Origin of the sequence: Anaeromyxobacter terrae, assembly GCF_022690685.1 — a bacterium.
In the GTDB taxonomy this organism is placed as follows: domain Bacteria; phylum Myxococcota; class Myxococcia; order Myxococcales; family Anaeromyxobacteraceae; genus Anaeromyxobacter; species Anaeromyxobacter terrae.
Genome location: NZ_JALCYY010000022.1, coordinates 29,601 through 53,438 on the forward strand (window position 1 = coordinate 29,601; position 23,838 = coordinate 53,438).

The following is a 23,838-nucleotide window of genomic DNA, read 5'->3' on the forward strand; positions in this document are numbered from 1 at the left end:
ACGCCATCCAGCACCCGGTGCTCACCTTCGATCGTCGGGCGCCCTGAGGTGAGAGACGGGCCGTCGGGACCTCCTGACGGCCCGTCTTCCACCCTGCCGCTACCCGCGCCGCGCAGGCAGCGCCTCGCCGGGCTGCCAGTCGGGGCAGACGCAGAGGCCCGGCGCGATCCCGGCGCCGGCCTCCTCCGCGGGCGACGCCGTGCCTGGCGGGACGGTCCGCGACCCGGCCTCGAAGCGCGCCACCGCATCCGCGAGCGGCGCGACCACGCCGAGGGCGACGAAGATCCACAGCGCGAGGCCCGTCGCGATCCCGAGGAGCCCCGGCCACTCGTGCCACGCCCGCCAGCGACGGGCCGCGTCGAACCGCGGGGCCGTCGTCTCGTGCGGGTGCCATTCCTGTCGAGCCATGTTTCGTCCTCCGGTCTGGACCTCGACGGGAAGATGCCGGCGCACCGGCACTTGAAAAAGTGCCGGTTCCGACTTTATCGATGTACCGGTGCGCACCTGGGATCTCGCCCTGCCCGTCGACCGCGACGACGCCGCCCCCGTCGTGGCGCAGCTCGCGCAGGCGATCTCGAGCCACATCGCGGCGGGCCGGCTCCGCCCCGGCGAGCGGCTCCCGGGCTCGCGCGATCTCTCGCGGATCGTGCGCGTCCACCGGAACACCGTCGTCGCGGCGTACGCGGAGCTCGCCGCGGAGGGCTGGGTGGATACGTCGCCGAGCCGCGGCACGTTCGTGTCGCGCGAGATCCCCGCGGCGCTCCGCTCGCGCGCGGCGGCGCGCGGCGCCCACGCCGTCCGCGCCCCCGGCTATCCCATCGAGCCGGGCCCCGCCCCGCGCGCGAGGCTCCCGCGGTCGCCGGGGGCGCTCGTGCTCGGCGGGGGCGTCCCCGACCTGCGCCTCGTCCCAATCGCCGCCCTCGCGCGCGCCTACCGCCGCGCGCTCCGGAGGCCGGCGATCCTGGACTACGGCGAGCCCGCCGGCGAGGAGCGCCTCCGCGCGGCGATCGGCGCCATGCTCGGCTCGACCCGCGGCCTCGATCCCGATCCGGCGCGCCTCCTCGTCACGCGCGGCAGCCAGCTCGCGCTCACGCTCGCCGCGCGGGCGCTCGTGCGGCCCGGCGACGTCGTCGCGGTCGAGGCGCTCGGGTATCGCTCGGCGTGGGAGGCGTTCCGGGCCGCGGGCGCGCGCCTCGTCCCGGTCCCCGTCGACGAGAGCGGGCTCCGCGTCGACGCGCTCGAGGCGCTCACGCGTCGCGAGAAGATCCGCGCGCTCCACCTCACGCCGCACCACCAGTACCCCACCACGGCGACCCTCCCCGCCGGGCGGCGCCTCGCGCTGCTCCGCCTCGCCGCGGCGGAGCGGATCGCGATCGTGGAGGACGACTACGACGGCGACTTCCATTACGACGGCCGCCCGGTGCTGCCGCTCGCGAGCAACGACCCTGCGGGCGTCGTGATCTACGTCGGGACGTTCTCGAAGGTGCTCGCGCCTGCGCTCCGCGTCGGCTACGTGCACGCGCCGGCCGAGGTGGTGAGCCGCCTCGCCGAACACCGCCGCTACGTGGATGGGCAGGGGGACCGCGTGATGGAGCTCGCGCTCGCGGAGCTCCTGGAGGACGGCGAGGTCCAGCAGCACGTCTGGCGAATGCGCCGGGCGTACGCCGCGCGGCGGGACGCGCTCGCCGCGGAGCTCCGGGAGACGTTCGGCGACGCGCTCCGGTTCGAGGTTCCGGCGGGCGGCATGGCGCTCTGGTGCCTGACGGCGCCGGACGTGGACGTGGATCGCTGGGCCGCCGCGGCGTGCGAGCGGGGCGTCGTGTTCGAGCCCGGGAGCGAGTTCGCGTTCGACGGCGCTCCGCGGGCGGCGCTGCGCGTCGGGTTCGCGCGGCTCGCCGAGCAGGAGCTGCGCGAGGGCGTCCGGCGGATGGCCGCCGCGCTGCCTGCGGCGCTCGCCGGAGCGCGCAGCGGTCGGCCCGCATCACGCCCGACCGCACGCCCTCGGCGAACGTGAACCCGCACGGCGTCGGGCCTCCTGCCGCACGGGGCGGCATGAGCCAGAGCGTTCATCGGAAGGCTAGGTCAGCGACGCCGCCCTATCCGGCGGCGACGACCGCGCCCATCAGCTCGCGCTCAAGCCGTCCGGCTCTCCCCGCCGAAGCTCGCCAAAGACATCTCCCTGACGCGAATCGGGCGCTGCCCGTACGAACCTTGCCCCCCTGGTGCGGCTCGCCCGTGCAAGCGCAGGCGGGTGACGTGAGGAGTAACAGTTGTCGTCGTGCCACCCGCTCCGGACGACGACACGGCTGGGCTCCGAAGCGGGATCACGATCACGGAGACGGCGGAGGATCGTCCGAGCGAACTGGTTTCGCGCTCCACACCAGCGTTGCCGTCAACGCCTGACTGAACTGCTCGCGGAGGTGCGCGAGTCCGTCGGGGAGGCGGGGCATGACAGCGGTGACCATCTCACGAAGTGAGTCGAAGTGCTTGGCCGCGACCGCTGGGTCGAGGCTGTCGCCGAGTCGTGGAGTAGCGACTGCGCGCTGAGGCAGTATCGCCAACTCGTCGAGCCCCGTCGCTGGCTGTTCCCCGAGTACCCACTCGACCGGATCAGACTCGGTCACCGTGAGGTTCTTCGAATGCCGGAAATGGACGAGTGCGTTCCGCGCTTCGACAGCGCGCGCGTACCGTTGGAGCGGTCCCTCCCCAAGTCGGAAAGGTGGCTCCACTCCAAGTCGCTTGGAGAGTTCTGCCCATTTTACGGGTGAGGACTTCCCCTCCAAGCCCTTCTTGTCCTTCGTACCGATCCACTCGTCCTCCGGAACCATCGGTTCGAGCAGTCGGTTCACGAGGGCCTCTCCCGCAGTTGTGACTAGTAGGAGAGCCAATCAGCGCATGGTAGTTGCCAGCCATGGGCTTTGCCGCCTCCTCCGCCGCGTTGCGCGCGAGCGCGAGCAGCCAGTGAGGAAGGCTGTGCTCCTCGGTGGTGACCGCTCGCGCCGTGATCCTTGGTGGCGCTGACAGCACGAACCCACCGCCCACGTCCACCGGCTGCCATGAACGTGCGGGGTTGCCGTGGCAGTTCTTGATCTTCTTCCCGCTCCCGCACGGGCATTTCTCGTTTCGGCTCCGCTTCCGCGCCATGAAGACGATCCCCTCGACGAAACGCTCGGTGCGCGCTACTCCCTTGCTCGACTTGGCCTAGTCCACACACGGCCCAGGTGGACATCGGGTATGCGTCGCGGTCAGGCCGGGCCGCGGCAACGTGAGTGGCCAGCCGGTCGCCGGAAGGTGTCATGTCTACCCGCACGAGCTAGGTCGCTCACGATGCCACTCGACAGCCGCGCAGCGGAAGCATTCCACGAAATGGTGTTCCGAACACGCGACGCTGAGTGGATTTCTGGTGCCGCGGCGAACCTCGCGCTTCGGGTCGCGTTCGACGACCTGCGGTTTCGGTTTCCGGAGTTTCCAGCCGTCGTCAGTGGAACTGTCGAGGGCGAGACCCTGTCACGCGGGTCCGCCACGCGGATCGAGCCCGAACGGGGAGAGCTTCGCGTCCATCTGGACGGCATCACACCGGACCTGATGCTCCTCGTCGAGCGGTTCAACCGTTCGAACTCTGCGCCGACACGTTCGGCATGCCTTGTCTTGGCGGATGGAACCGAGGTAACCGCTCGCATAGGCCACTTCGTGAAATACGGTGGCTCCTCGTGCGTCATCCGCTTCCTCGACTGGGAAGTGAAGAGAAGCGAACCTGTGTGTTGGACTGCCCCGGTGAAACGCGGTTCATTGCGACGCACGCAGGGCAACTTGCTGATTCATGAGCGCAAGAGCGAAGGAATTCGCTCTTCGCTCACGAACCTGCTCTTGCGTGGCAACTACACGTGGTCTCTGGTTGGGAAGGACGACGAGGCGTTCGCCATTGTCGAGACAGGCGGTGTCCCGTTACAGCGGAGGTCGCTCGTCGCCGACTTCTGCGCTCTCGAACTCGCGTTCGGACAACACCTCGGAATCGAGTGGCTCACGGGTGTGGACGCCGACGGAAACCCTGTGGCTTGGAGCGGCACGAGCGGGCTCGACGATCCGGGCGAGAAGCAGGCGCGTGAGCCGCCTATTCCAGTTGGCGATGAGCCCGTCGGTTCCTGGCTACCGGAGTTCTTCGCACAGGCTGCAAGGGCATTGGCCGACGACGACGCTACCGCGTGGGTGTTCTACAACGCGTACATGGATTCACTGTCCGAGCATCTCGACGGATCGTACCTGAAGCTTCAGGTCGCCTTGGAGGCTCTGAGTTCTCCATACGCGCGCGGCGGTCAACCGCAACTGGTCAAGGATCGCGATGAGTGGAATGCCTGGGTCGATGAGCACGCGGACGCCATCCGCTCGCACGCGGCCGGTGCGGGCGATTCCGAGAAGCTTCTTAGCAAGGTGAAAGCAGCAGCGAACAGGCCGACGACAGACACAGTGGAGAGGGCCTTCGCGACCCTGGCGCTCACTCTTCCGCCCGAAGCGAGTACGGAGATCCGCCAACGGAACGTATCGGCGCACCGGTTCTTGATGAACAAGCCGGACGCGGACCGTGATCTGCTTCGTGACTGGAACCGAGTTCGCATGATCCGAGCGCTGCTCGTGGCGGTGTTCGCGAAGAGCATCGGCTACTCGGGGCCGATTGGCGGATGGGAGCGCGACGCGTTGGGGGGCCCCCGGCCTGCGCCGTGGTACCCGGCCGCCGATGCTGACCGGAAGCATCGCCTGTTCGGCTATCGACGGATGGATGCAGCGGACGGTCCCTCGGAGTAGTTCCTTCTCTGCCGAGCCGGCCCTATGCCCACGAGCGTACCGGACGCACGTGTCAAGCAGACCCAGGCCGAGTTGAACTTGCCGACCGTCGCACCGCAACGTGGCGGGAGTGAACCTTCACGCTCGCGAATCAGTTCTGCGCAAGGTGAATTGAATGGTCCCCGACCCCGGCCAAGAGTTCGTGTACCACTACACGAGGGCGTCTACCGCCATCGAGTACATCTTCCCGCGCATGAGGCTTCGGCTTGGGTCACCAGCCGACACCAACGATCCCATCGAGGGGTTGACGGCTGTTAGCGCCGCTGGCGGTCGTAACTCGTCGGACCGGATGGGCGCGCTCTTCGCCGCACGCGACGTGGTCATCGGCTCGCGCATCGCGTGCTTCAGCCGCGATACGCCCTCTTCACCGGGTTGGCAGCACCACCGGATGTGGGCTCAGTACGCCGAGCATCACCGGGGCGTCTGCCTCTGCTTGGATCGTCGGACGTTGGAGTCGAACGCCGAGGCTCTCGAGTCGGAACGCCGAAAGGTGATCGGGAGGAATGTCGAGTACGTCGATGCGGTCGACCACTCCCTTGACATGGACGCGCTCCTGGCCGAAGGCGCACCGAGCTACGTGGCCCGGTACTTCCGTCAGCATCCGCGCCCACGCTACTTCACGAAGCTTACGGACTGGGCGGGCGAGTCCGAATTCCGGCTGCTGCTCACGGGTGGCGACAACGCCTCTCAGTACGAGTTCGTTACGCTTGTCGGAGCCCTTCGCGGCGTGTACGTCGGAGCGCGGTTCAGCCAAGGTTACCGCGTCTGCATCGAGGAACTGTGCTCCCGGGAACGCATTCCAGCGCGTCAGATCGACTACATGGCCGACCTTGGATGGACGAACTACTTCACGCCAGACCCTTGATCGACGCCGTCGTGGCGGCATGAGTGCGGGACCAGCCATCGGAGCGGGTCGGTCCGATCACGCTCTAGCGATGCTTGGAGATCAGAAGCCGTGCCGCGGAGGCCCCTCCCCCCAGTCACCCGAGATCGCTGCCCAGTTATCTGAGAGCAAGGCCGGGATCATCTGTGTGACCCGCGAGAACGTCGGACAACCTTGGCCGAATTTCGAGGCAGGAGCGATTTCCAGTGGCAGAGACCTTCGTGTGCCCTTCTTATTTGATCTTTCCCCCGCAGATGTGACTGGGCCATTAGCGCAGTTTCAGGCGACCAGGGCTGAAAAAGACGACGTAAAGCGCTTGCCGGAATCAATGTGCAAGGCCCGGGTTCTGACTGATCATGAACCGTCGCTACTGCGAGCGTACGCTGATGGCGCCCTCGGGATCACAGGCACGTTGATGTGCCTATACGTCACACCGCCTTGCACCTCGTCGGCGGGCACCTGCACGTCACGTCCCGACACGATGACGATGTAGCGGTAGCTGCGTAGCTCCGTCCCGCCGAGGACGCCACCGGCGTACTTCTCGGCCTGCTTCCGAGCGCTCGTGATCATCTCTGGAAGAGCGGCCTCGTCCTGAAGCCGCTTCCACTCCGTGAGGACGAGCGCCTCCGCCGCAGTCTCTATACGGTCCGTGGACGACAGCGGCTCGCCGAGAACCAAGTCGGTCGCCCCGCCAATGGCAGATGCCTTGAAGCCCCAGAGGCCATGGCCGAGCAGGTGGACAGCTCCGAGCCGCTCGCAATGCGTCTCATGCGTTTCGAACGCGGAGCGCCATCGCGCCGCCAACTCGGGATCGACGACGATGCTCCGCTTCAGGTGCGCGAACGCGCGCTCGACGAGCCTGTGGGCCGCGAACTCCGAGTCTGCGAGGAAATAGCTGACCTCGGTCTTGATCGAGAGCAGGAGCGCGACCATCGCCTGAAGGCCAGCGAACCCCATCGCTCGGCCGTCGCTGAAGAAGCGCTCCTGCTTCTTCAAGAACTCGAAGAGAGCGCCCCGTGCAGCGGGAGGGAGCGCGTTCTCGTGCGCGTTCTGGAACTCCACCAGCGCTTGGAAGATGCGTGCCGCCGTCGGTAGCAACTGAGCGTTGATGATGCCGTAGAAGTCGCTGCCCACGGCATCCGTCGCCTGAACCACGAACATGCCGCCGCTTGCGAGACCATCGATGCGAGCAACCAACGCGTTCCAGTCCGTCCGAAATCCCATGACGAAGGACGTTCCTCCCGACGCTGCGTTGGCGTCAAGTTCCGCGACGATGTGCAAACTAGGGGGAACTACCAGCACCCGTCGCCCCCACAAGATGCCGGACGCCGCGTGCAAGCCGGGAGCGACGGCGAGCGTCCGCGCCTGCTACTCGGACGATCAGAACGCTCTGCCGGGTCTGATCGGCGTCAGCGCAATCCGGCGCGGCGCGATCAGCGCGGGGGCATCCTCGACGATGTAGTCCATCAGTCGCTGCGCGTCCTGCGCGACGAGTGCCGACATCTCATCTCCGTCGTCCCACGGACTCGGCAGCGGATGGCGTTCCGCGAAATCGCGACAGACGAAGTTGTGGTACCGCGCGGCCCACTCGTACTTGGACCGGACACCCGCGTTGCCAGAGTGCTTGGCGAGCCCGCTCCGGATCGCGTTTCGATGCTTCTCGATAACGTCGAAGAAGATTCCGTCGTCCGGGACGGCCATGAACGCGAGATTCAGGTAATTGAGAAAGAGCGTTCCATCGGCGTCCTGCAGAAGGTCGTCGTAGTGAGGCGCCCACCGGGCCTGCCGTAGAACCCTAGGTGATGCTGGACTTGCTCGACCGTCTCACGAGCTAACGTGAGGCGAGGTGGTCCTCCGCCCATGTCGAGGGCAACAGCATCGAGCAGGGCCGGGCCGAAGACGATGTCGTCATCCATGTAGTGGTCTCCGAACGCGATGCCGCCGCGAACAAAGAAGCCGCTCGTCGCGAGGGTTAGTTGCAACTCGGAGAACACCCATAGCATCGTGCCGAATTCAGCTTCACCGTGGTCCAGAACGACGCGCGTTACCGGGTGCCCAACGACGATGTTGTCCGTGAACACCTTGACACTGAACGTGCCATCGCCCGCCATCTCCCGAACACGCTCGTAGGCAGCATTCAGCACCGTTCGGAGGCTGTTCAGGAACTGCTCGCCCTCTCCCGCCTTCATGGCGGCGCGACTCAGTTCGGAGAACCCGAGGATATCTGCGTAGCACACGAAGGAAGGAACGAGGGCGGGCTCGCCCGACGGCCGCGTGTACGGCGTTCTGGTCGGCATCGTGTGCTCCTCCTCGAAATCGACAGTGCGGCGTTCCAACGTACCCCCACCGTCCCAGCAGACCACAACTCCTCTCGCCGCGATCCGATCTAAACTCGCACCACACCAGTGCGCACGAAGTGGCCCCGAGGTCGGCGCCAGTGAAACAACGCCGAGGTGACGAGTGACGGTTGATCTGAACGAGTACTACGGCGTCACGGTCCGGACTCCACGGAGGGTCCAGGGAGGCTGGATCGCAACCGGCGAAGTCTTCCGGCGCGACACGCAGCAAAGCGTTCATAGCGTCACAGGCGAGGGCGGCGCGCAGTCGACCGCGTCGAATGATGCCGTACGTCAGGCACGAGTCTGGGTTTCCCAGAAGGCGCCGCCCGCAGACTGGAAGAAGCCGTAGCTAGTGAAGTCGCGACCACTTGGGGTGAACACCCCCATCAATCATCATCGGCCACGGCGGCGTCGAAGCACTCGGAACACACGACGCCTTGTTCCCCGTCCTTATAGAGTGCGCCGCAGGTCATGCATTTGAAGAAGTGGTCTGTCTCGCCCCCGCAGGAGAAGCAGACGTAGCCGCCCTCCTCCTCAACGAGGGCATCACTCTCACAGTCGGGGCACGTGTGCAGGGGCCAGGCACCACCCTCCCTCATCGCATCGTAGCGGGAGTACCCGAGAAGCCCTAGGTACTCCTCGGCCGCGTCCTCCGCCGACAGTTTTCTAGCGCAGAACGCACAGTGAACGTCGCCTGCGCCGAGCATCAGTGCGTCCTGCGCGCAGTTCGAACACGAACGTACTGAGGTCGCCTTCTTCAGGTTCTCGGTGATCGCGTCGCGGCGCGCCTTGACCATTGCCGTAAAGTCGAGCAGTCCATCTCTGATCTCATCGATCAGCTCCGCCTCGTCTCCACTGATGTGCCCCAACTGGTCGCGCACGAAGTCCACGGCGACGAGAGGACGGAAGCCGTGATCGCTGATAGCTCCCGTACTGCGATCCTAGCGCCGAGGTGTTCGAGTCGGTTTCGCTCGCGCTTCAGGGCCTGGATCGCCGTCCGAGCCGTGAGCGGTACCGGGACGCCGATCTGGTCTAGGCGCTTGATGCACTCGTCGACGCCGACGCTCTGGAAGTTGCCCGCCGTGTACGCCGCCTCTGAGAACTTGTCGGCATTGTGGAACAGCAGCTTCGGGTCGCGTCGCCGGAGGGGTTCCTTCAACAGGAGCGCGACACCGGCCGAGAGGTGAAGGACGCCGTACTTCACCTTCCGCGCCGACGGATCACCCTGAAGGTGTTCGAGAGCGCTGACGAGGAAATCGAGCGCGTTGTAAAGGAGCCCGAACGTCGCGTCCTTCTCGTCGTCCTTCGGTGCGACCACGTGGTCTTCCAGCACGGCAGCGTGATGGGCAGAGAACGGGCAGACAGCCCGAGGCGCCCCCGCTAACAGTTGAAATTACAGAGAAAATGCCGGAGCCGCCCTGTAAGCCGAGTTCTGTCCCGCGGGTTACCCCGCGGCAGCGAACATTCATCTAGAACGCGCGTTGCCGCGCGCCTCGAGCGGGCCATACCCGGAGGCGAAGACCGGGCCAGTCGCCTCCCTATTTGCCCTTGCACCGGGTGGGGTTTGCCGTGCCGCGCCGGTCACCCGACGCGCGGTGCGCTCTTACCGCACCGTTTCACCCTTGCCACGCGCGCCTCGCGGCGCCGTTCGGCGGTCTGTTCTCTGTGGCACTGTCCTGCGGGTCGCCCCGACCGGTCGTTAACCGGCACCCTGCCCTGTGGTGCTCGGACTTTCCTCGGCGGCCCCCGTTCCTGCAAGGCCGACGCGTTCGCCCGAGCGGCTCCAGCGCCATGCGTGTAACACGCGAGGTGGGCCCGGGCAATGGGCGCTCCCTCGCCCTCAGCCCGGGCGTGGGACCGGGGGCTCCGGCTCGACGGCGCGATCGGGGCGGCGGTTGACGCCGAGCCGTCGTCGATATATCGATGACACACGACGAGCTGACGCTCGCATGGAGGTGCTCATGTTCGGTCCCTGGTCGCTTCGACGTTTCCACGATCCGGAAGCCTGCTTCGCCGGCGGAGGCCGCGGCCGGCACCACCGCCACCACGGCGGCCACGGGCACGGCGGCGGCGGTGACGGTCCCGGCCCGGGCGGCGGCGGCAACCCGTTCGGCGGGAATCCGTTCGGCGGCAACCCCTGGTCCTTCTTCTTCCGCGCGCGCCGGACGCGGCGCGGCGACGTGCGCGCCGCCATCCTCGCGCTCCTCTCGGAGCAGCCCCGCAACGGCTACCAGATCATGCAGGAGCTCGAGCAGCGCAGCGGCGGGGTGTGGCGCCCGAGCCCGGGCTCGGTCTACCCGGCGCTGCAGCTCCTGCAGGACGAGGGCCTCGTGAAGGCCGAGGAGATCGCCGGAGGCCGCGTCTTCCAGCTCACCGAGCAGGGGCGGGCGTACGTGAAGGACCACGCGGAGGACGTCGCGGCGCCGTGGGAGACCGCGCGCGCCGCCGCCGGAGAGGATCTCCCCGAGCTCCTCGGCCTCGCCCACCAGGTCGGCGTGGCCGCGGCGCAGGTGGCGCACGCGGGGACTGCTGCGAACGTGGACGAGGCGCGCAAGGTGCTCCAGGACGCGCGCCGCGCGCTCTACCGGATCCTGGCGGAGGAGGCGCCCGAGCGCGATCGGTGAGCGACGACCAGCGCGGGCCGCCGGACGTGCCAGGGAATCTTCACCGCCGCATCGCCGGCGGGACCCCGCGCTTCGGGCACAGCGCCTCGACCGGGCAGCGCGAGCACGCCGGCCGCCGCGCGTCGCAGGTCCGCCGGCCGTGCCACACGAAGAGCTGGTGCGCCTCGCCCCAGCGCTCCTCCGGCACGAGCGCCATGAGGTCCTGCTCCACCTTGGACGGGTCCTCGTGGCGCGTGAGCCCGAGCCGGCGCGAGACGCGGCCGACGTGCGTGTCCACCGGGAACGCGTGCGCCGCGCCGAGGTGCACGAGCACGACCCCCGCCGTCTTGCGCCCGACGCCGGGCAGCGCCTCGAGCGCCTCGCGCGTCCGCGGCACGCGCCCCGCGTGCTCGGCGGCGATGGCCGCCATCGCGGCGACGATCGCCTTCGCCTTGTTCCGGTACAGCCCGAGGCTGCGGATGAACGGCCAGAGCTCCTCGGGCGCGGCCGCGGCGTAGTCGGCGGCGGTGCGGTAGCGCGCGAAGAGCGCGGGCGTCGCGCGGTTCACGCCCGCGTCGGTGCTCTGCGCCGAGAGGATCACCGACACGAGCAGCTCGAGGTCGTTCCGGAACTCGAGCGCGATGCGCACGTCCGGCATGGCGAGCGCGAGCCGGTCCACGATCTCCACCGCCCTCGCCCGCTTCTCTGCCGCGGGCGGCCGCCTCCTCGCTCGCGTCGACATCGCGCGCGGATGCTAGCACTACCCGCGCTCCCGGAGCCGCCGCGTCGCCCACGAGCGACCCCCCGCCCCACGGGTGCTAGATCGTGGGTGAATGCCCGTCATGGACGTCCCCTCTCCGCCGCTCGCCGACCGCGTGGCGTCCGACCTCGACGTCCTCTTCGTGGGGATCAACCCCTCGCTCTTCTCCGCCGCGGTCGGTCACCACTTCGCCTCGAAAGGAAACCCGTTCTGGCGGCTGCTCCACGCCGCCGGGCTCACACGGGAGCTGCTCGACCCGGCGGACGACGTCACGCTGCCGGCGCACGGCCTCGGCATCACGAACGTATGCCCGCGGCCAACCCGGAGCGCGGCCGAGCTCGGCCGGGAGGAGCTGCGCGAGGGGGCCCGCGCACTCGCAGAGAAGGTCGCGGCGCTCCGTCCGCGAATCGTCGCCCTCGTCGGCGTGAGCCTCTACCCGCTCGTCTTCCCGGGCGGACGCGAGCCCGGGCCCGGCGCGAAGCGGGCCCGGCTCGCGGGAGCGCGCGTCTTCGTCCTCCCGAACCCGAGTGGCCTCAACGCCTCCTACCCTGGCTTCCAGCACAAGCTCGTCTGGTTCCGGCGCCTCGCCCGCCTCGCGGGGCGCGTCCCCGCGGAACGCGACGGCTCGGGGGGCATGCGCCCGGCGGAGCACGGAAATCCGGCCTCCCGGCCTCGCCGGAGTTAGTCTCCCCTGCCCATGGACCCCATCGACCTCCGCTCCGACACGGTCACCCGTCCCACCGCCGCCATGCGCGAGGCGATGGCCCGCGCCGAGGTCGGCGACGACGTCTACGGCGAGGACCCGACCGTGAACCTCCTCCAGGAGGAGGTAGCGGCGCTCCTCGGGAAGGAGGCGGCGCTCTTCGTCCCATCCGGCACGATGGCGAACCAGGTCTCGCTCGGCGTCCTCACCCGGCCCGGCGACGAGATCGTCTGCGACGCGGGCGCCCATTGCATCTCGTTCGAGAGCGGCGCGCTCGCGGCGCTGTGGGGCGTGCAGGCGCGGACGATCGCGGCGGAGCGCGGCCTCCTCGAGCCGGCCGCGGTCGAGGCGGCGATCCGCCCCGCCGGCGACGTCTACCCCCGCACCCGCGTCGTCGCGCTCGAGAACACCCACAACCGCGGCGGCGGCGCGATCTACCCGCTCGAGCGGGTGCGCGCCCTCGGCGAGCTCGCCCGGGCGCGCGGCCTCTCTTTGCACCTCGACGGCGCGCGCCTCTGGAACGCCTGCGCCGCGACCGGCGTCGCGCCGGCGGACTACGCGCGCGAGGCGACCACCGTCTCCGTCTGCCTGTCGAAGGGGCTCGGCGCGCCCGCGGGCTCGCTCGTCGCAGGCGCGCGCGACCTCGTCGCCGAGGCGCGCCGGCTGCGCAAGCGGCTCGGCGGCGGCATGCGCCAGGCCGGGATCCTCGCCGCGGCCGGCCTCCACGCGCTCCGCCACCACCGCGCGCGGCTCCTCGACGATCACGCGAACGCCCGCCACCTCGCGGACGGCCTCACCGAGCTCGGCGGGCTCCTGCCCTTTCCCGTCGAGACGAACCTCGTCTTCGCGGCGTTCACCGGCAGGAGCGCCGCCGAGCTCTCCGCGCGCCTCGCGCGCGAGGGCGTCCTCGCGAACCCGGAGGGCTCGCGCCCCGATCTGCTCCGCTTCGTCACGCACCTGGACGTGTCGCGCGCCGACGTCGACGAGACGCTCGTCCGGATCGGGCGCGTGCTGCGCGCCGCGTGACGCGGACCGTCCCGCTCGCGCTTCGACAGGCTCAGCGCGAGCGGCCGCGGACGGGAGCGCCCGATCTCGCCGTGCTAGCATCCGCGCCGCGTGCCCCGCGCCCTCGCGATCGCCCTCGCCGCCGCCGCGCTCGCCTGCGGCCCCGCGCCGGCGCGGAAGATGTCGTTCGCGGACGCGGGCTTCACCGGCGCGCCGGCGGTCCGGGACGACACCGCGAGCGCGCAGGAGCCCGAGGAGCCTCCCCCGCCGCCCGTGGACGTCCCCGCGCCCGAGTCCATCGCGAGCGAGGCGCCCGAGGGTCCGCCCATCGACGGCACGCTGCTCCGCTTCGCGGCCCAGGCGCGCGATCGCCGCGCGAGGCGCCCGGCGGGCCGCGGCTTCCCCGAGGAGGCGGATCGCGCGTGGCGGGCGCTCGTGGCCGAGCTCGACGCCTACCTCGGCCGCGCGCTGCCGCAGACGCCGCTCCTCGAGCTCGTGCGCGCGCGCGTCACCGTGGAGGCGGAGTGGGACTACGACGTCCGCCACTACGGGCCGCCGCCGCGAGACCTCGCCGCGCTCGTCGCGTCGCGCGCGGCACGCTTCGGCACCCGCGTCGCCACCGCCCGCGCGCTCGGCCTCGGCCTCTTCGCGCGCACGAAGCCGCCGCTCCTCCGCTGGCCGGTGGAGCAGGCCGGGATCTCGAGCGTCTTCGGCATGCGCACGCACCCCGTGGACGGCCGCCGCCGGATGCACTTCGGCGTCGATCTCGCCGCCGACGCCGGGCGCGTCGTCGCGGCCGCGGCGAAGGGCTTCGTGGTCCGCGCCGGCTGGATGGGCGGCTACGGCCTGATGGTGGAGGTCCACCACGACGGCGGGCTCACCACGCGCTACGGCCACCTCGCCGCGCTGCTCTGCGCGCCGGGCGACGCGGTCGAGCCGGGCGGGCCGCTCGGCGTCGTCGGCCGGACCGGTCGCACGACGGGCCCGCACCTGCACTTCGAGGTCTGGCGCGGCGGCGAGCCGTCGGATCCGCTCGCGTGGCTCGGGGTCGTCCCCGCGTCGGGCGCCGGCTACGGCCACGCCGCGGCCCGCTGATTACAGCGTTGTTCGCTCGGGTAGAGCCCGTCGCGAGGTGCACGATGGCGTCGCCGAGGCGGGCACACGAGGACCGAGCAGCGCAGGCGTGCCTGTAAGGCACGTCGAGCAGCGCAGGGACGAGTCTGCCCGCCGCAGGCAGCCAGCGTGCGCCGCAGCAGGGATCAACCCGAGCGGACAGCGCTATAGGCCGGAAAAGCGAGCGCCCCGCGAGCTGCGCGCGGGGCGCCCGGGTTCCCACACCCTCCCCCGAGGACCTTGCTCCACCGGGGCGCGGCGGATGACGCTCTCGTGTATCAATGGCGGGGACGCGAGGTCAAACCCCCGCCCTTCACGTGGAGTCCCGATGCCGGCGTTCCTGGCGGCCACCCTCCCGCTCCTGCTCGCCGCGACGATCGACGTTCCGGCCGGAACCGACCTCGCCGCCGCGCTCGCGCGCGCCCGCCCGGGCGACGTCGTGCGGCTCGCCGAGGGCGAATACCGCGGGGGCATCGAGCTCCCCGCCGGGGTCCGCCTCGAGGGCGCGGGCGCGGGCCGCACGCGCGTCGTGGCGCCCGAAGGACAGGACGCGCTCACCGCCTCCCGGACCTCCGGCGCCGCCGAGGTCGCCGCCCTGTCGCTCGAGGCCGCCGCGCCGCGCTGCGCCGTGCGCATCTCCGCCGGGACCCTGCGGGCGCGTGACCTGCGCGCGGCGGGCGGCGGCTGCGGCGCGCGGGTCTCGGGCGGCGCGCTCGAGGGCACCGACCTCGCGCTCGACGGCGATGTCGGCCTCCTCGTGGACGGCGGCGAGGCCGAGCTCCGGGGCGGACACCTCCATGGCACCCTCGCCGGCGTGACGGTCCACGGCGGCACCGCCACGCTCCGCCACCTCGCGATCAACGGCCCTTCGCGCGAGGCGGGGCTCACGGTCGCGGGCGGCGCCGCGCGCCTCGAGGGCGTGGTGATCCGCTGGCCCGGTCCCGCCGGCATCGCCGTGGCGAGGGGCGGGCGGGTGGAGGGGACGGCGGTGGTCGTCGCCGGGGTGAGCGAGGAGGAGGGCATCCCCGGAGCGTGCGTACAGGTGCGCCGCGGCTCGCTCGCGCTCTCGGCGAGCACCCTCCTCCGCTGCGGTGGCGCGGCCGTCGAGGCGTCGGGCGGCGAGGTGCGCCTCTCGAGCGTCGACGCGGCCGGAGGAGCCGCGGGCGGCATCGTCCTGCTGGACGGCGCGACGGCCGTGCTCGACGGCAACCTCGTGACCGGGCACGGGCCGGCGCTCACGCTCGCGGGCGGTGCGCGAGCGACCGCGCGGATGAACCGCTGGTGGGCGGACCCGGTGTTCTGGGTCGACTGCGGGAGCGGCGCTCGCCTGGTGCTCGGCGACGGGGAGGGCGCGCGGGCCCCCTGTGGCGGGTCTCCTTGACGCCAAGCGTCCGTCTCGACAAAAAAACCCGCCCGTGACAGCCTCTGCCGTCGGCGGTCGAGGGAGCGGGCGCGCGGTTCGGCGCCCGGCCTGACTCGCCGGCACTGCGCCGAGGCCGGCGACCTTGAGGAGGGTGGCGCGGAAATGCAGATCAACCTGCGCAAGGCGATGTTCGTGCTCCCGAACCTGTTCACGGTGAGCTCGATCCTGCTCGGCTTCTACGCGCTCACGCTCTGCGCCGGCGAGGCGACACCGCTCCAGCTTTACCAGGCGGCGCTCGCCATCTTCTTCGCCATGTTCTTCGACGCGTTCGACGGCCGGGTCGCGCGCATGACGAAGACCCAGTCCGACTTCGGCGTGCAGCTCGACAGCCTCGCGGACGTCATCTCCTTCGGCGCGGCCCCGGCGCTGCTCGTCTACAAGTGGGCGCTCGCGCCCCTCGGCTTCCTGGGCTTCTTCGTCTCGTTCGCGTTCGCCGCCTGCGGCGCCCTCCGCCTCGCGCGCTTCAACGTCCTCGCGCAGCGCGGGGACAAGGGCTCCTCGCGCTTCTTCGTCGGGCTGCCCATCCCGCTCGCCGCCGGGACGATCGTCTCGCTCGTCATCGCGCACTTCCGGCACTTCGCGACGACCACCGACCCCGCGACGCGCGTGCCGATCGCGCTCGTCGTGGGGCTGCTCGCGTTCCTCATGGTGTCGACCGTGCGCTACCGCACGTTCAAGGACGTCCACCTCTCGGCGCGCAGCCTCACGATCTTCGCCTTCTTCACCATCGCCGGCGTCGCGGTCGGCATCGCGACCCGCGCGTCGTTCGTCCTCGTCATCTACATGGCCGCCTACATCGCGCTCGGCCTCGCCGAGGCGCTCCTCGCCCGCGCGCGGCCCGCGCCCGACAAGGCCTCGCTCCCGCCCGCCATCCGCGCCGAGCTCGAGGCGGACGAGGCGCTCGAGCCGGAGCCCGAGGACGCCGAGGACAAGCCGCAGCAGGACGAGTACATCTAGCGCGTGACCGGCTCGCCCTCTCCCGCCAGCCCCGCCTTCCTGGCGCGGCTCCGCGCCCGCGGTCTCCGCCGCTCGGCGCGTCCGGCCGAGCCGCCCGGCGCCTGGGTCCTCCTCGCCGCCTGGGGACCCTGCGGCTACGCGCCGGTGGCCCCCGGCACCTTCGGCACCCTCGGCGCGGTCCCGGTCTACTGGGCGCTCTCGCGGCTCTCCCCGTCCCTGTACCTCGTCACGGTCGCCGCGCTCGTCGCGCTCGGCGCCTACGCGGCGCAGCGCGCGGGCGCGTACTGGGGCGTCGCGGACGCGTCGCCCATCGTCATCGACGAGGTGGCGGGTTACCTCGTCACCGTCGCGCTCGTCCCCTTCTCCTGGCCGGCGGCGCTCCTCGGCTTCCTCTTCTTCCGCGTCTTCGACGTGCTGAAGCCCTGGCCGGCCTCGGCGTTCGACCGCGTGAAGAACGGCTTCGGGGTCGTCATGGACGACGTCGCGGCGGGCGTCTTCGCCTGGGCGGCGCTCCAGCTCGTCGCGCTCGCGCTGCGCCTCGTCGCCGGCTGCGGCGGCGCGGGGTGGTGGTGCGCGCCGCTCGGCTCGTAGCGAGGTCCCCGGTGATGCCCCTCCACGTCGAGATCCTCTCCACCGGCGACGAGCTCCTCACCGGCCAGGTCGTGGACACGAACTCCACCTGGCTCATGGACCGGCTCTGGGACCTCGGCGTCATGGTCCGGCGCAAGACGCTCGTGGGCGACGATCGGGCCGACCTCGACGCGGCGATCCGCGAGACGACCGCGCGCGCCGACCTCGTGGTGATGAGCGGCGGCATGGGCCCGACCGAGGACGACCTCACGAGCGAGTGCGTCGCCGCGGTGATGGGCGTGCCGCTCGAGCTGCACGAGCCGTCGCTGCGCGCGCTCGAGGAGCGCTTCCGCCGCTTCGGCCGCACGATGACGCCCAACAACGAGAAGCAGGCGCGCTTCCCGCGCGGCGCCGAGGTCGTGCCGAACCGGTTCGGCTCGGCGCCCGGGTTCGCCGTCCGCATCGGCCGCGCGGAGGTGGTCTGCTTCCCCGGCGTGCCGCTCGAGTACCGGGGGCTCGTCGAGGAGTGGCTGCTGTCGCGGCTCGCGGCGCGGCTCGGCGAGGTGCCAGCGGGACGCGTGCTGAAGCTGTTCGGCGTCCCCGAGTCCCACGCCGATCACGCGATGCGGCCGCTCATGGACGATCCCGCGAACGCGGACGTCCGCTTCGGCTTCCGCGCGCACTGGCCGGAGGTCCACGTGAAGTGGACCGTGCCCGCCCCGGACGCCGCCGCGCGCGCCGACCGGCTCACCGCCGCGGCCCGCGCGATCTTCGGCGACGCCGTCTTCGGCGAGGGCAAGGAGGAGCTGCCAGAGCTCGTCGTCGCGCGGCTCGCCGCCCGCGGCGAGCGCGTCGCGCTCGCGGAGAGCTGCACGGGCGGGCTCGTCGCCGAGCTCCTGACCGAGGTCCCCGGCGCCTCGGCGGTGCTCGACCTCGGCGTCGTGGCCTACGCGGACCCCATGAAGGAGGCGGTGCTCGGCGTCCCGGGCCACGTCCTCGCGGCCCACGGCGCGGTGTCCGAGCCGGTCGCGCGCGCGCTCGCCGAGGGGGCGCGCCGCCTCGGGCGGGCGACCTGGGGGATCGGGATCACCGGGATCGCCGGGCCGACCGGTGGGACGCCGGAGAAGCCGGTCGGGACGGTGCACCTCGCGCTCGCCGGGCCCTCGGGGACGAGCGCGGTGCAGCGGCTCTACCGCGGCGACCGCGAGCGGATCCGCCGCACCGCAGCCCACGAGGCCCTGAACCTGCTGCGGCTGGCGATGCGCTCGTGACCGTTCGGGACGCCGGAGGCGCGTCCCGCCGTCCCCGGCTCGCTCCTGCGCGGCGGCGCTACCCCGCCACCTCGTCGCAGAACAGCTCGACGAAGCGGTCCCAGGAGACGAAGCCCGCAGTGGTCTCGACGAGCTCCGCGTAGAGGACGGTCGCCCCCGGGAGGAGCGCGTCGAGCGGCTTCGGCCGGTAGCGCTCGGCGAGGCCACCCTCCTCGAGCACCCGCCGGACCAGCGCCTGCACGTTCACCGCGCGGCCCTCGAGCTTCCCCTCGCGGTCGAGGAGCCAGCCGATGAGCTGCCCGATCCGCTGCCGGACGGCGACGCGCGGGTCCGCCCCGCCCGCGGCGAGGGCCTCGTTCACGGCGTCCGGCGGGGCGTCGCGCACGACGAGCCACGTGAGCGAGCGCTCCGCCTCGAAGCCGGCCCGCGCGAGCGACGCGCGGCAGCGGGCCTCCTCGTCGGGGCCACAGCGGATTCGCACGACGGGCTCGGTCCTCGCGGTCACGCGCGGTTCGTTACCACCCGAGCGCCGCCTCCGCAACGGCGGTCGCCGGTCCTATGATGCGCGGGTGACGACCGTCGACGACGCCGCGCTGGAGCTCCTGCGATCCCGGAGCGGCCTCTCGATCGACGACGAGGGCCGCTTCCTCCACCTCGGAGAGCCCATCACCCACGCGCGCACGCTGGACGTCCTGTGGCGCTCGCTCTCGCGCGCGCCCGACGGGAGATGGCTCGTGCGCGTGGGCCGTGAGTCCGCGTACGTCGAGGTGAGAGAGACGCCCTACACGGTGCGGGGCGTCCTGCCGGATGCGCCTGCCGGAGCGCTCGCGCTGCTCCTCTCCGACGGCACGCGGGAGCCGCTCGATCCCGCCACGCTGAGCGTCGGCGACGACGGCGTGCTCCGCTGCGCCGTGAAGGGCGAGGAGCGCGCCCGCTTCACCCGCGCGGGCCAGGTGGCGCTCGGGTTCGCGATCGACGAAGACCCCCCAGGGACGGGACGCTATGCCATCACCATCGGTGGGACCCGCTGGCCCATCCGCACCGGCCAGCGCTGATCGGCGGCGCGGTCACACGACGCCGCGCGGCACGGGCGGCCCTCCTTTCGGTTGCTCGCCTGGAGAGCCCCTCCTACGTAGTGTTGCTCGAATGAGAGTCCTCGCGCTCTGTGCCCTCGCGCTGCCCCTCGCGGCCGCCGCACAGCTCGGACCGAGCCCGTCGATCGGCGAGGCGATGCGATCGATGGAGCGCATGCCGGCCGAGAAGCCCCGGCCCGACCTCGAGCAGACCTTCATCCTCCCGGAGCGCCCCGGCCAGAACCAGGTCGCCTGGTTCGACTTCAACTGGCAGTTCATCGACTTCCCGCCACCGGGCGGCGGCCCCGGGGGCCTCCGGCTCTACTACTACCGGAACGAGCTCGCCCAGGCGGAGCGGGCGCTGCCGGCCATCCAGAGCGCGTACGCGCGCCTCGTCGATCAGTTCCACTACAACCCGACGAAGCGCATCCCCTACATCCTGTACGCGACGCAGCGCGAGTTCCAGACGCAGAACGTCTTCGCCGTCACCGAGTCCGTCCTCGGCGTCACCTCGCCCGACGACCTCAAGATGACGGTCCCGTACTTCGGCGACCACGCGAGGTTCATCGAGGTCTCGACGCACGAGATGGTGCACCAGTTCACCATCCAGAAGCTGCTCGAGGCCGCCGGCGCCGAGGAGATGTCCTCGCCCATCGCGTTCCTGCCCCTCTGGTTCATCGAGGGCATCGCCGAGTTCTACTCGAAGGGCGGCATCGACACGGAGACGGACCTCTACCTCCGCGACCTCGTCTGGAACCCCGATCCGCGCAAGGGCTACGACGTGCTGTCGTTCGGGGAGGACCGCATCCGCGGCTACATCCCGACCTACAAGCTCGGCCAGGCCCGCATCGCCTTCATCGCCGACCAGTACGGCCACGAGAAGATCCAGGCGTTCCTCGAGAACGCCTACCTCATGGGCGACGGCGGGGGAGGCTACGGCGGAGGGCCCGCCCAGGGCGGCACGACGCGCAACTTCGGCGCCCTCGTGCGGCGCGTGCTGAACGAGCCCATCGAGCAGGTCGACGCGCGCTGGCGCGCGTGGCTGAAGCGCCGCTACTACCCGCAGTACCTCGAGGCGAAGCACGATCTCCCGCAGCTCAGGGAGCTGCGGCAGCTCCCCTCGGAGCCCGAGGCCTTCGTCTCGTCCGCCGACGGGAACCTCCTCCTCTTCCGCGGCATCGACCGCGAGAAGGGCCGCGCCCGCATCTACCTCCTCGACGTGCGCAACCCGCGCAGCGCGGTCGAGATCGTCTCCGACAGCGTGCCGGGCTACGAGTCCCTCCACCCCATCGAGTACGGGGTCCTCGGCCTCGGGAACGGGATCCTCGCGTTCTCGGCGCAGGACGGGATCGGCGACCGCCTCCACGTCCAGCGCTTCCGGCACCAGCTCAAGGAGGGGAGGCCCCCGCGCATCCAGCTCGGCCGGCGCCACAAGCTCGACGTGCACGCGGCGGGCGGCGCGCCGTTCATCCAGATCGCCAGTCCTGCCTTCTCGCCGGACGGCTCGCAGATCGCGTTCGCCGGCGTCTCGACCGACGGCCAGTCCGACATCTACGTCGTGTCGGTGAAGGGCGGCGAGGCGCGCCGCATCACGAAGGATCCCTACGTCGAGAAGGACATCGCGTGGGGAAACGACGGCATCTACTTCGCCTCGGACGCGACCGATCACGGCCGCCTGAACCTCTTCCGCATCGATCCCGTGAGCGGCGCGCGCACGCGCCTCACCACCGCCGCGAGCACCGACCGCGGCCCGTTCCCGCAGGCGGACGGCTCCGTCCTCTTCACCTCGGACGTCTCCGGGAAGCCCGACCTCTACATGCTGAAGGGGGGCGCGATCCAGCGGATCACCGACTTCACCACCGGCCTCACGAGCCCCGGCCCCTCGCCGAAGGGGCGCGGCGTGTTCGCGAGCACCTTCTACGGGGGCGTCTTCAGGGTCGTCGAGGTGCCGAAGGTGGCCTGGCTCGAGCAGCCGGGCGTCGCCGTCCTGCCGCCCGCGGGCGACGTGCTCGACATCCCCAGCGCCGCCTGGCCGGAGCGGGTGAAGGACTACGAGTCGCTCTCGATCCGCAACTGGCGGCCGGAGGCGGGCTTCGTCTACGGCGGCGGCGCGGGCAGCGCGGTCGCCGGGCGGGCCGCGGTGCTGTTCTCGGACATGCTCCGGGACAACGTCCTCTTCGTGGACCTCTCGGTGTACGGCTCGTTCGACTACACCCAGGGTCTCCTGCTCTTCGAGAACCGCTCGCGGCGGCTCTCGTGGGTGCTCGGCGGGTTCCACTTCGTCCAGCAGAACCTGGACCGGCTGGACCCGAACCTCGCCTACTACCAGCGCGACTTCGGGGTGGTCGGCGCGCTGCGCTACCCGCTCGACCGCTTCCGCCGGGTGGAGGCGGAGCTCACGCTGGGCGGCGTCCAGCGCTACTGCCTCACCGACTTCTCGGGCGCGGTGACCCTGATCTGCCAGGGCGTCGCGCTCACCGGCGGTCCCTACGCGACCACGCAGGACTGGGAGCGCCGCAACGGCGGCGTCAACTTCACCATCTCCCCCACCGTCCGCTACGGCTACGACACCATCCGCTACGATCCGCTCACCGGGCCGGTGGCGGGCGGCTCGCTCCTGCTCGAGCTCGGCGGCGGGTACCTCCCCGGCCGCGAAGCGGTGCACGGCTTCTTCCGGGCGGACGCGCAGAAGTACTGGCAGCTCGTCGGCCGCTCGAACTTCATGCTCCGCGCCGCCGGTGGGACGACCTTCGCGCCGAACGCGAAGAGCAGCGTCTGGGAGAAGAGCTGGTGGCTCACCTCCGCCGACAACCTGCGCGGCTTCTACCCGCTCGATCTCGAGTTCCTCATCGGGCAGCACTACTACGTGATGAACGCCGAGCTGCAGTTCCCGCTCGACCCGCTCATCCGCCTCCTCATCTTCGACTACCTCGAGGGCGTGGCCGCGCTCGACTTCGGCGGCGTGTTCAACCGCTTCGAGAGCCGCGTCGGCGGGGCCAGCCCCACCGAGGTGGTGGCGCACAACGATCTCGGCGCCTGGGACTCGCGCACCCTCACCGGCGTGCTCGGCGTGAACGTGCTCTTCGGACCGCTCCTCCTGCGCGTCCACTTCGGCCACCCGTTCGACATCGGTGGGCTCCAGACCCCCGCCCTGCGCGACCACGCGCGCTGGGTGACGAACATCACGCTGCGCTACTTCTTCTTCTGATCCCGCGAGGCGGGACGGGGACGGGCCGAGTCCCCGCCCCGGCTCGCGGCGTCACCCCACGGCGGCGAGCGCCGGCGCCGCCCCGCCGGCGCACTCCCGCACCCGCGCGGCGAGCCGCTCGAACGCCTCCGGGTTGGCCCGCAGCCACTCGATGGCGCGCTCGCGGCCCTGGCCGATCCGCTCGCCGTCGAGGGCGAAGTACGCGCCCGACTTCTCCACCACGCCGCGCTCGACGCCGAGGTCGAGCGCCTCGCCGTGGCGGTCCACCCCGGCGCCGTAGCGGACGTCGAACTCCGCCTCGCGGAACGGCGGCGCGACCTTGTTCTTCACCACCTTCACCCGGGTCCGGTTCCCCACCACCTGGTCGCCGTCCTTCACCTGGCCGATGCGCCGGATGTCGAGGCGGACCGAGGCGTAGAACTTGAGCGCGTGCCCGCCGGTCGTGGTCTCGGGGTTCCCGAAGACGACGCCGATCTTCATCCGGATCTGGTTGATGAAGACGACGAGCGACTGGTTGCGCGAGACGACGGCGGTGAGCTTCCGGAGCGCCTGGCTCATGAGCCGCGCCTGCACCCCCATGTGCGCGTCGCCCATCTCCCCCTCGATCTCCGCCTTCGGCACGAGCGCCGCGACCGAGTCCACCACGACGAGGTCGATCGCGCCCGAGCGCACGAGCTGCTCGGCGATCTCGAGCGCCTGCTCGCCGGTGTCGGGCTGGGAGACGAGCAGATCGGCGAGGTTCACGCCGAGCTTCCGGGCGTAGGTCACGTCGAGCGCGTGCTCGGCGTCGATGAACGCCGCCACCCCGCCCTGCCGCTGCACCTCCGCGATGGCGTGCAGCGCGAGCGTGGTCTTCCCCGAGGACTCCGGCCCGTAGATCTCCACGACGCGCCCGCGCGGCAGCCCGCCCACCCCGAGGGCGAGGTCGAGCCCGAGCGAGCCGGTGGGCACCACCGCGACCGGCGCCGGCTCATGCCCGTCGCCGAGCCGCATGACGCTCCCCTTTCCGAACTGCTTCTCGATCCCGGCGAGCGCCTGGCCGAGGGCCTTCATCTTGTCGCTCAGCTTCGTCACGTCGTCCTCCTCGCCCC

The 23,838-nt window shown here is 71.1% G+C and carries 23 protein-coding genes, 1 other RNA gene and 1 pseudogene; 13 read left to right on the forward strand and 12 right to left on the reverse strand.

The window, feature by feature from the left end:
- Nucleotides 1-99: 99 nt before the first annotated feature.
- Nucleotides 100-408 carry a hypothetical protein gene (locus MNY62_RS11785; protein ID WP_242344367.1) on the reverse strand — a complete coding sequence of 103 codons (309 nt, stop codon included), beginning with the start codon at nt 406-408 and terminating at the stop codon, nt 100-102.
- 88 nt (nt 409-496) lie between these two features.
- Here MNY62_RS11785 and pdxR point away from each other — a divergent pair, with 88 nt between their 5' ends.
- Nucleotides 497-2,014 (forward strand): MocR-like pyridoxine biosynthesis transcription factor PdxR, encoded by a 1,518-nt coding sequence (gene pdxR / locus MNY62_RS11790; RefSeq protein ID WP_242344369.1) that lies wholly within the window; start codon nt 497-499, stop codon nt 2,012-2,014.
- Between the two features lie 316 nt (nt 2,015-2,330).
- On the opposite strand, the gene MNY62_RS11795 is transcribed toward pdxR, so the two are convergent.
- Together MNY62_RS11795 and MNY62_RS25740 are read right to left on the reverse strand one after the other, a co-directional pair.
- Nucleotides 2,331-2,849: a hypothetical protein gene (locus tag MNY62_RS11795; RefSeq protein WP_242344370.1), complete on the reverse strand. Its 519-nt coding sequence runs from the start codon at nt 2,847-2,849 to the stop codon at nt 2,331-2,333.
- Nucleotides 2,850-3,069: 220 nt separating this feature from the next.
- Nucleotides 3,070-3,144: pseudogene (locus tag MNY62_RS25740) on the reverse strand (SEC-C metal-binding domain-containing protein); the annotation flags it as partial.
- Between the two features lie 183 nt (nt 3,145-3,327).
- On the opposite strand from MNY62_RS25740, the gene MNY62_RS11800 reads away from it, so the two are divergent.
- The gene (locus tag MNY62_RS11800) at nt 3,328-4,800 is read left to right on the forward strand and encodes a hypothetical protein (RefSeq protein WP_242344372.1); all 1,473 of its coding nucleotides are present in this window, start codon (nt 3,328-3,330) and stop codon (nt 4,798-4,800) included.
- A gap of 154 nt (nt 4,801-4,954) precedes the next feature.
- A complete protein-coding gene (locus MNY62_RS11805) occupies nt 4,955-5,704 on the forward strand; it encodes a DUF2971 domain-containing protein (protein WP_242344373.1) in 750 nt (249 codons plus the stop codon).
- Nucleotides 5,705-6,076: 372 nt separating this feature from the next.
- Here the strand turns inward: MNY62_RS11805 and MNY62_RS11810 are convergent, their stop codons facing one another.
- From MNY62_RS11810 to rnpB, 6 genes are all read right to left on the reverse strand, one after another.
- Complete coding sequence (locus MNY62_RS11810) at nt 6,077-6,946, reverse strand: hypothetical protein (RefSeq protein ID WP_242344374.1); 870 nt, start codon at nt 6,944-6,946, stop codon at nt 6,077-6,079.
- A 156-nt stretch (nt 6,947-7,102) separates the two neighbouring features.
- Entirely contained in the window at nt 7,103-7,423 is a 321-nt protein-coding gene (locus MNY62_RS11815) for a hypothetical protein (protein ID WP_242344375.1), read from the reverse strand.
- Nucleotides 7,424-7,434: 11 nt separating this feature from the next.
- The gene (locus MNY62_RS11820) at nt 7,435-8,019 is read right to left on the reverse strand and encodes a hypothetical protein (protein WP_242344377.1); all 585 of its coding nucleotides are present in this window, start codon (nt 8,017-8,019) and stop codon (nt 7,435-7,437) included.
- Nucleotides 8,020-8,447: 428 nt separating this feature from the next.
- Nucleotides 8,448-8,951, reverse strand: coding sequence for a hypothetical protein (locus MNY62_RS11825; protein WP_242344379.1), 504 nt, complete (start codon nt 8,949-8,951; stop codon nt 8,448-8,450).
- On the reverse strand, nt 8,897-9,394 hold the full coding sequence (locus tag MNY62_RS11830) for a hypothetical protein (protein ID WP_242344380.1): 498 nt from the start codon (nt 9,392-9,394) through the stop codon (nt 8,897-8,899). The genes MNY62_RS11825 and MNY62_RS11830 overlap by 55 nt, the downstream gene beginning before the upstream one ends.
- 72 nt (nt 9,395-9,466) lie before the next feature.
- Nucleotides 9,467-9,846, reverse strand: an RNA gene (rnpB, locus tag MNY62_RS11835) — RNase P RNA component class A.
- A 164-nt stretch (nt 9,847-10,010) separates the two neighbouring features.
- Between rnpB and MNY62_RS11840 the strand changes: the two genes are divergently transcribed.
- The gene (locus tag MNY62_RS11840; RefSeq protein WP_242344381.1) at nt 10,011-10,685 is read left to right on the forward strand and encodes a PadR family transcriptional regulator; all 675 of its coding nucleotides are present in this window, start codon (nt 10,011-10,013) and stop codon (nt 10,683-10,685) included.
- Between the two features lie 40 nt (nt 10,686-10,725).
- Here the strand turns inward: MNY62_RS11840 and nth are convergent, their stop codons facing one another.
- On the reverse strand, nt 10,726-11,406 hold the full coding sequence (gene nth / locus MNY62_RS11845) for an endonuclease III (protein WP_242344382.1): 681 nt from the start codon (nt 11,404-11,406) through the stop codon (nt 10,726-10,728).
- 91 nt (nt 11,407-11,497) lie between these two features.
- Between nth and MNY62_RS11850 the strand changes: the two genes are divergently transcribed.
- The 7 genes from MNY62_RS11850 (at nt 11,498) to MNY62_RS11880 (ending at nt 18,466) form a co-directional block, all read left to right on the forward strand.
- Nucleotides 11,498-12,109, forward strand: a complete 612-nt coding sequence (locus MNY62_RS11850; RefSeq protein WP_242344384.1) for a mismatch-specific DNA-glycosylase — start codon at nt 11,498-11,500, stop codon at nt 12,107-12,109.
- A 12-nt stretch (nt 12,110-12,121) separates the two neighbouring features.
- A complete protein-coding gene (locus MNY62_RS11855) occupies nt 12,122-13,153 on the forward strand; it encodes a threonine aldolase family protein (protein ID WP_242344385.1) in 1,032 nt (343 codons plus the stop codon).
- A 90-nt stretch (nt 13,154-13,243) separates the two neighbouring features.
- The gene (locus tag MNY62_RS11860) at nt 13,244-14,227 is read left to right on the forward strand and encodes a M23 family metallopeptidase (protein WP_242344387.1); all 984 of its coding nucleotides are present in this window, start codon (nt 13,244-13,246) and stop codon (nt 14,225-14,227) included.
- A gap of 346 nt (nt 14,228-14,573) precedes the next feature.
- On the forward strand, nt 14,574-15,626 hold the full coding sequence (locus tag MNY62_RS11865; protein ID WP_242344388.1) for a hypothetical protein: 1,053 nt from the start codon (nt 14,574-14,576) through the stop codon (nt 15,624-15,626).
- A 144-nt stretch (nt 15,627-15,770) separates the two neighbouring features.
- The gene (gene pssA / locus MNY62_RS11870) at nt 15,771-16,625 is read left to right on the forward strand and encodes a CDP-diacylglycerol--serine O-phosphatidyltransferase (protein WP_242344389.1); all 855 of its coding nucleotides are present in this window, start codon (nt 15,771-15,773) and stop codon (nt 16,623-16,625) included.
- A 3-nt stretch (nt 16,626-16,628) separates the two neighbouring features.
- Nucleotides 16,629-17,216, forward strand: a complete 588-nt coding sequence (locus MNY62_RS11875) for a phosphatidylglycerophosphatase A family protein (protein WP_242344390.1) — start codon at nt 16,629-16,631, stop codon at nt 17,214-17,216.
- A gap of 14 nt (nt 17,217-17,230) precedes the next feature.
- Nucleotides 17,231-18,466: a competence/damage-inducible protein A gene (locus MNY62_RS11880; RefSeq protein WP_242344391.1), complete on the forward strand. Its 1,236-nt coding sequence runs from the start codon at nt 17,231-17,233 to the stop codon at nt 18,464-18,466.
- 58 nt (nt 18,467-18,524) lie between these two features.
- Here MNY62_RS11880 and MNY62_RS11885 read toward each other — a convergent pair whose 3' ends face one another.
- Nucleotides 18,525-18,971 carry a hypothetical protein gene (locus tag MNY62_RS11885; RefSeq protein WP_242344392.1) on the reverse strand — a complete coding sequence of 149 codons (447 nt, stop codon included), beginning with the start codon at nt 18,969-18,971 and terminating at the stop codon, nt 18,525-18,527.
- Nucleotides 18,972-19,035: 64 nt separating this feature from the next.
- Between MNY62_RS11885 and MNY62_RS11890 the strand changes: the two genes are divergently transcribed.
- Nucleotides 19,036-19,521: a hypothetical protein gene (locus MNY62_RS11890; protein ID WP_242344393.1), complete on the forward strand. Its 486-nt coding sequence runs from the start codon at nt 19,036-19,038 to the stop codon at nt 19,519-19,521.
- A gap of 91 nt (nt 19,522-19,612) precedes the next feature.
- A complete protein-coding gene (locus tag MNY62_RS11895; protein WP_242344394.1) occupies nt 19,613-22,747 on the forward strand; it encodes a hypothetical protein in 3,135 nt (1,044 codons plus the stop codon).
- 51 nt (nt 22,748-22,798) lie between these two features.
- Here the strand turns inward: MNY62_RS11895 and recA are convergent, their stop codons facing one another.
- A complete protein-coding gene (gene recA, locus MNY62_RS11900; RefSeq protein WP_279426480.1) occupies nt 22,799-23,821 on the reverse strand; it encodes a recombinase RecA in 1,023 nt (340 codons plus the stop codon).
- Between the last annotated feature and the right edge of the window lie 17 nt (nt 23,822-23,838).

What these genes read in the sequence shown, in the direction of transcription:
- MNY62_RS11895 (WP_242344394.1), top strand. Translation starts at nt 19,613, where the DNA reads ATGAGAGTCCTCGCGCTCTGTGCCCTCGCGCTGCCCCTCGCGGCCGCC.
- MNY62_RS11810 (WP_242344374.1), bottom strand. Translation starts at nt 6,946, where the DNA reads ATGGGATTTCGGACGGACTGGAACGCGTTGGTTGCTCGCATCGATGGT.
- MNY62_RS11850 (WP_242344384.1), top strand. Translation starts at nt 11,498, where the DNA reads ATGCCCGTCATGGACGTCCCCTCTCCGCCGCTCGCCGACCGCGTGGCG.
- MNY62_RS11865 (WP_242344388.1), top strand. Translation starts at nt 14,574, where the DNA reads ATGCCGGCGTTCCTGGCGGCCACCCTCCCGCTCCTGCTCGCCGCGACG.
- MNY62_RS11815 (WP_242344375.1), bottom strand. Translation starts at nt 7,423, where the DNA reads ATGGCCGTCCCGGACGACGGAATCTTCTTCGACGTTATCGAGAAGCAT.
- MNY62_RS11840 (WP_242344381.1), top strand. Translation starts at nt 10,011, where the DNA reads ATGGAGGTGCTCATGTTCGGTCCCTGGTCGCTTCGACGTTTCCACGAT.
- MNY62_RS11855 (WP_242344385.1), top strand. Translation starts at nt 12,122, where the DNA reads ATGGACCCCATCGACCTCCGCTCCGACACGGTCACCCGTCCCACCGCC.
- nth (WP_242344382.1), bottom strand. Translation starts at nt 11,406, where the DNA reads ATGTCGACGCGAGCGAGGAGGCGGCCGCCCGCGGCAGAGAAGCGGGCG.
- pssA (WP_242344389.1), top strand. Translation starts at nt 15,771, where the DNA reads ATGCAGATCAACCTGCGCAAGGCGATGTTCGTGCTCCCGAACCTGTTC.
- MNY62_RS11800 (WP_242344372.1), top strand. Translation starts at nt 3,328, where the DNA reads ATGCCACTCGACAGCCGCGCAGCGGAAGCATTCCACGAAATGGTGTTC.
- MNY62_RS11820 (WP_242344377.1), bottom strand. Translation starts at nt 8,019, where the DNA reads ATGCCGACCAGAACGCCGTACACGCGGCCGTCGGGCGAGCCCGCCCTC.
- MNY62_RS11805 (WP_242344373.1), top strand. Translation starts at nt 4,955, where the DNA reads ATGGTCCCCGACCCCGGCCAAGAGTTCGTGTACCACTACACGAGGGCG.
- MNY62_RS11880 (WP_242344391.1), top strand. Translation starts at nt 17,231, where the DNA reads ATGCCCCTCCACGTCGAGATCCTCTCCACCGGCGACGAGCTCCTCACC.
- MNY62_RS11785 (WP_242344367.1), bottom strand. Translation starts at nt 408, where the DNA reads ATGGCTCGACAGGAATGGCACCCGCACGAGACGACGGCCCCGCGGTTC.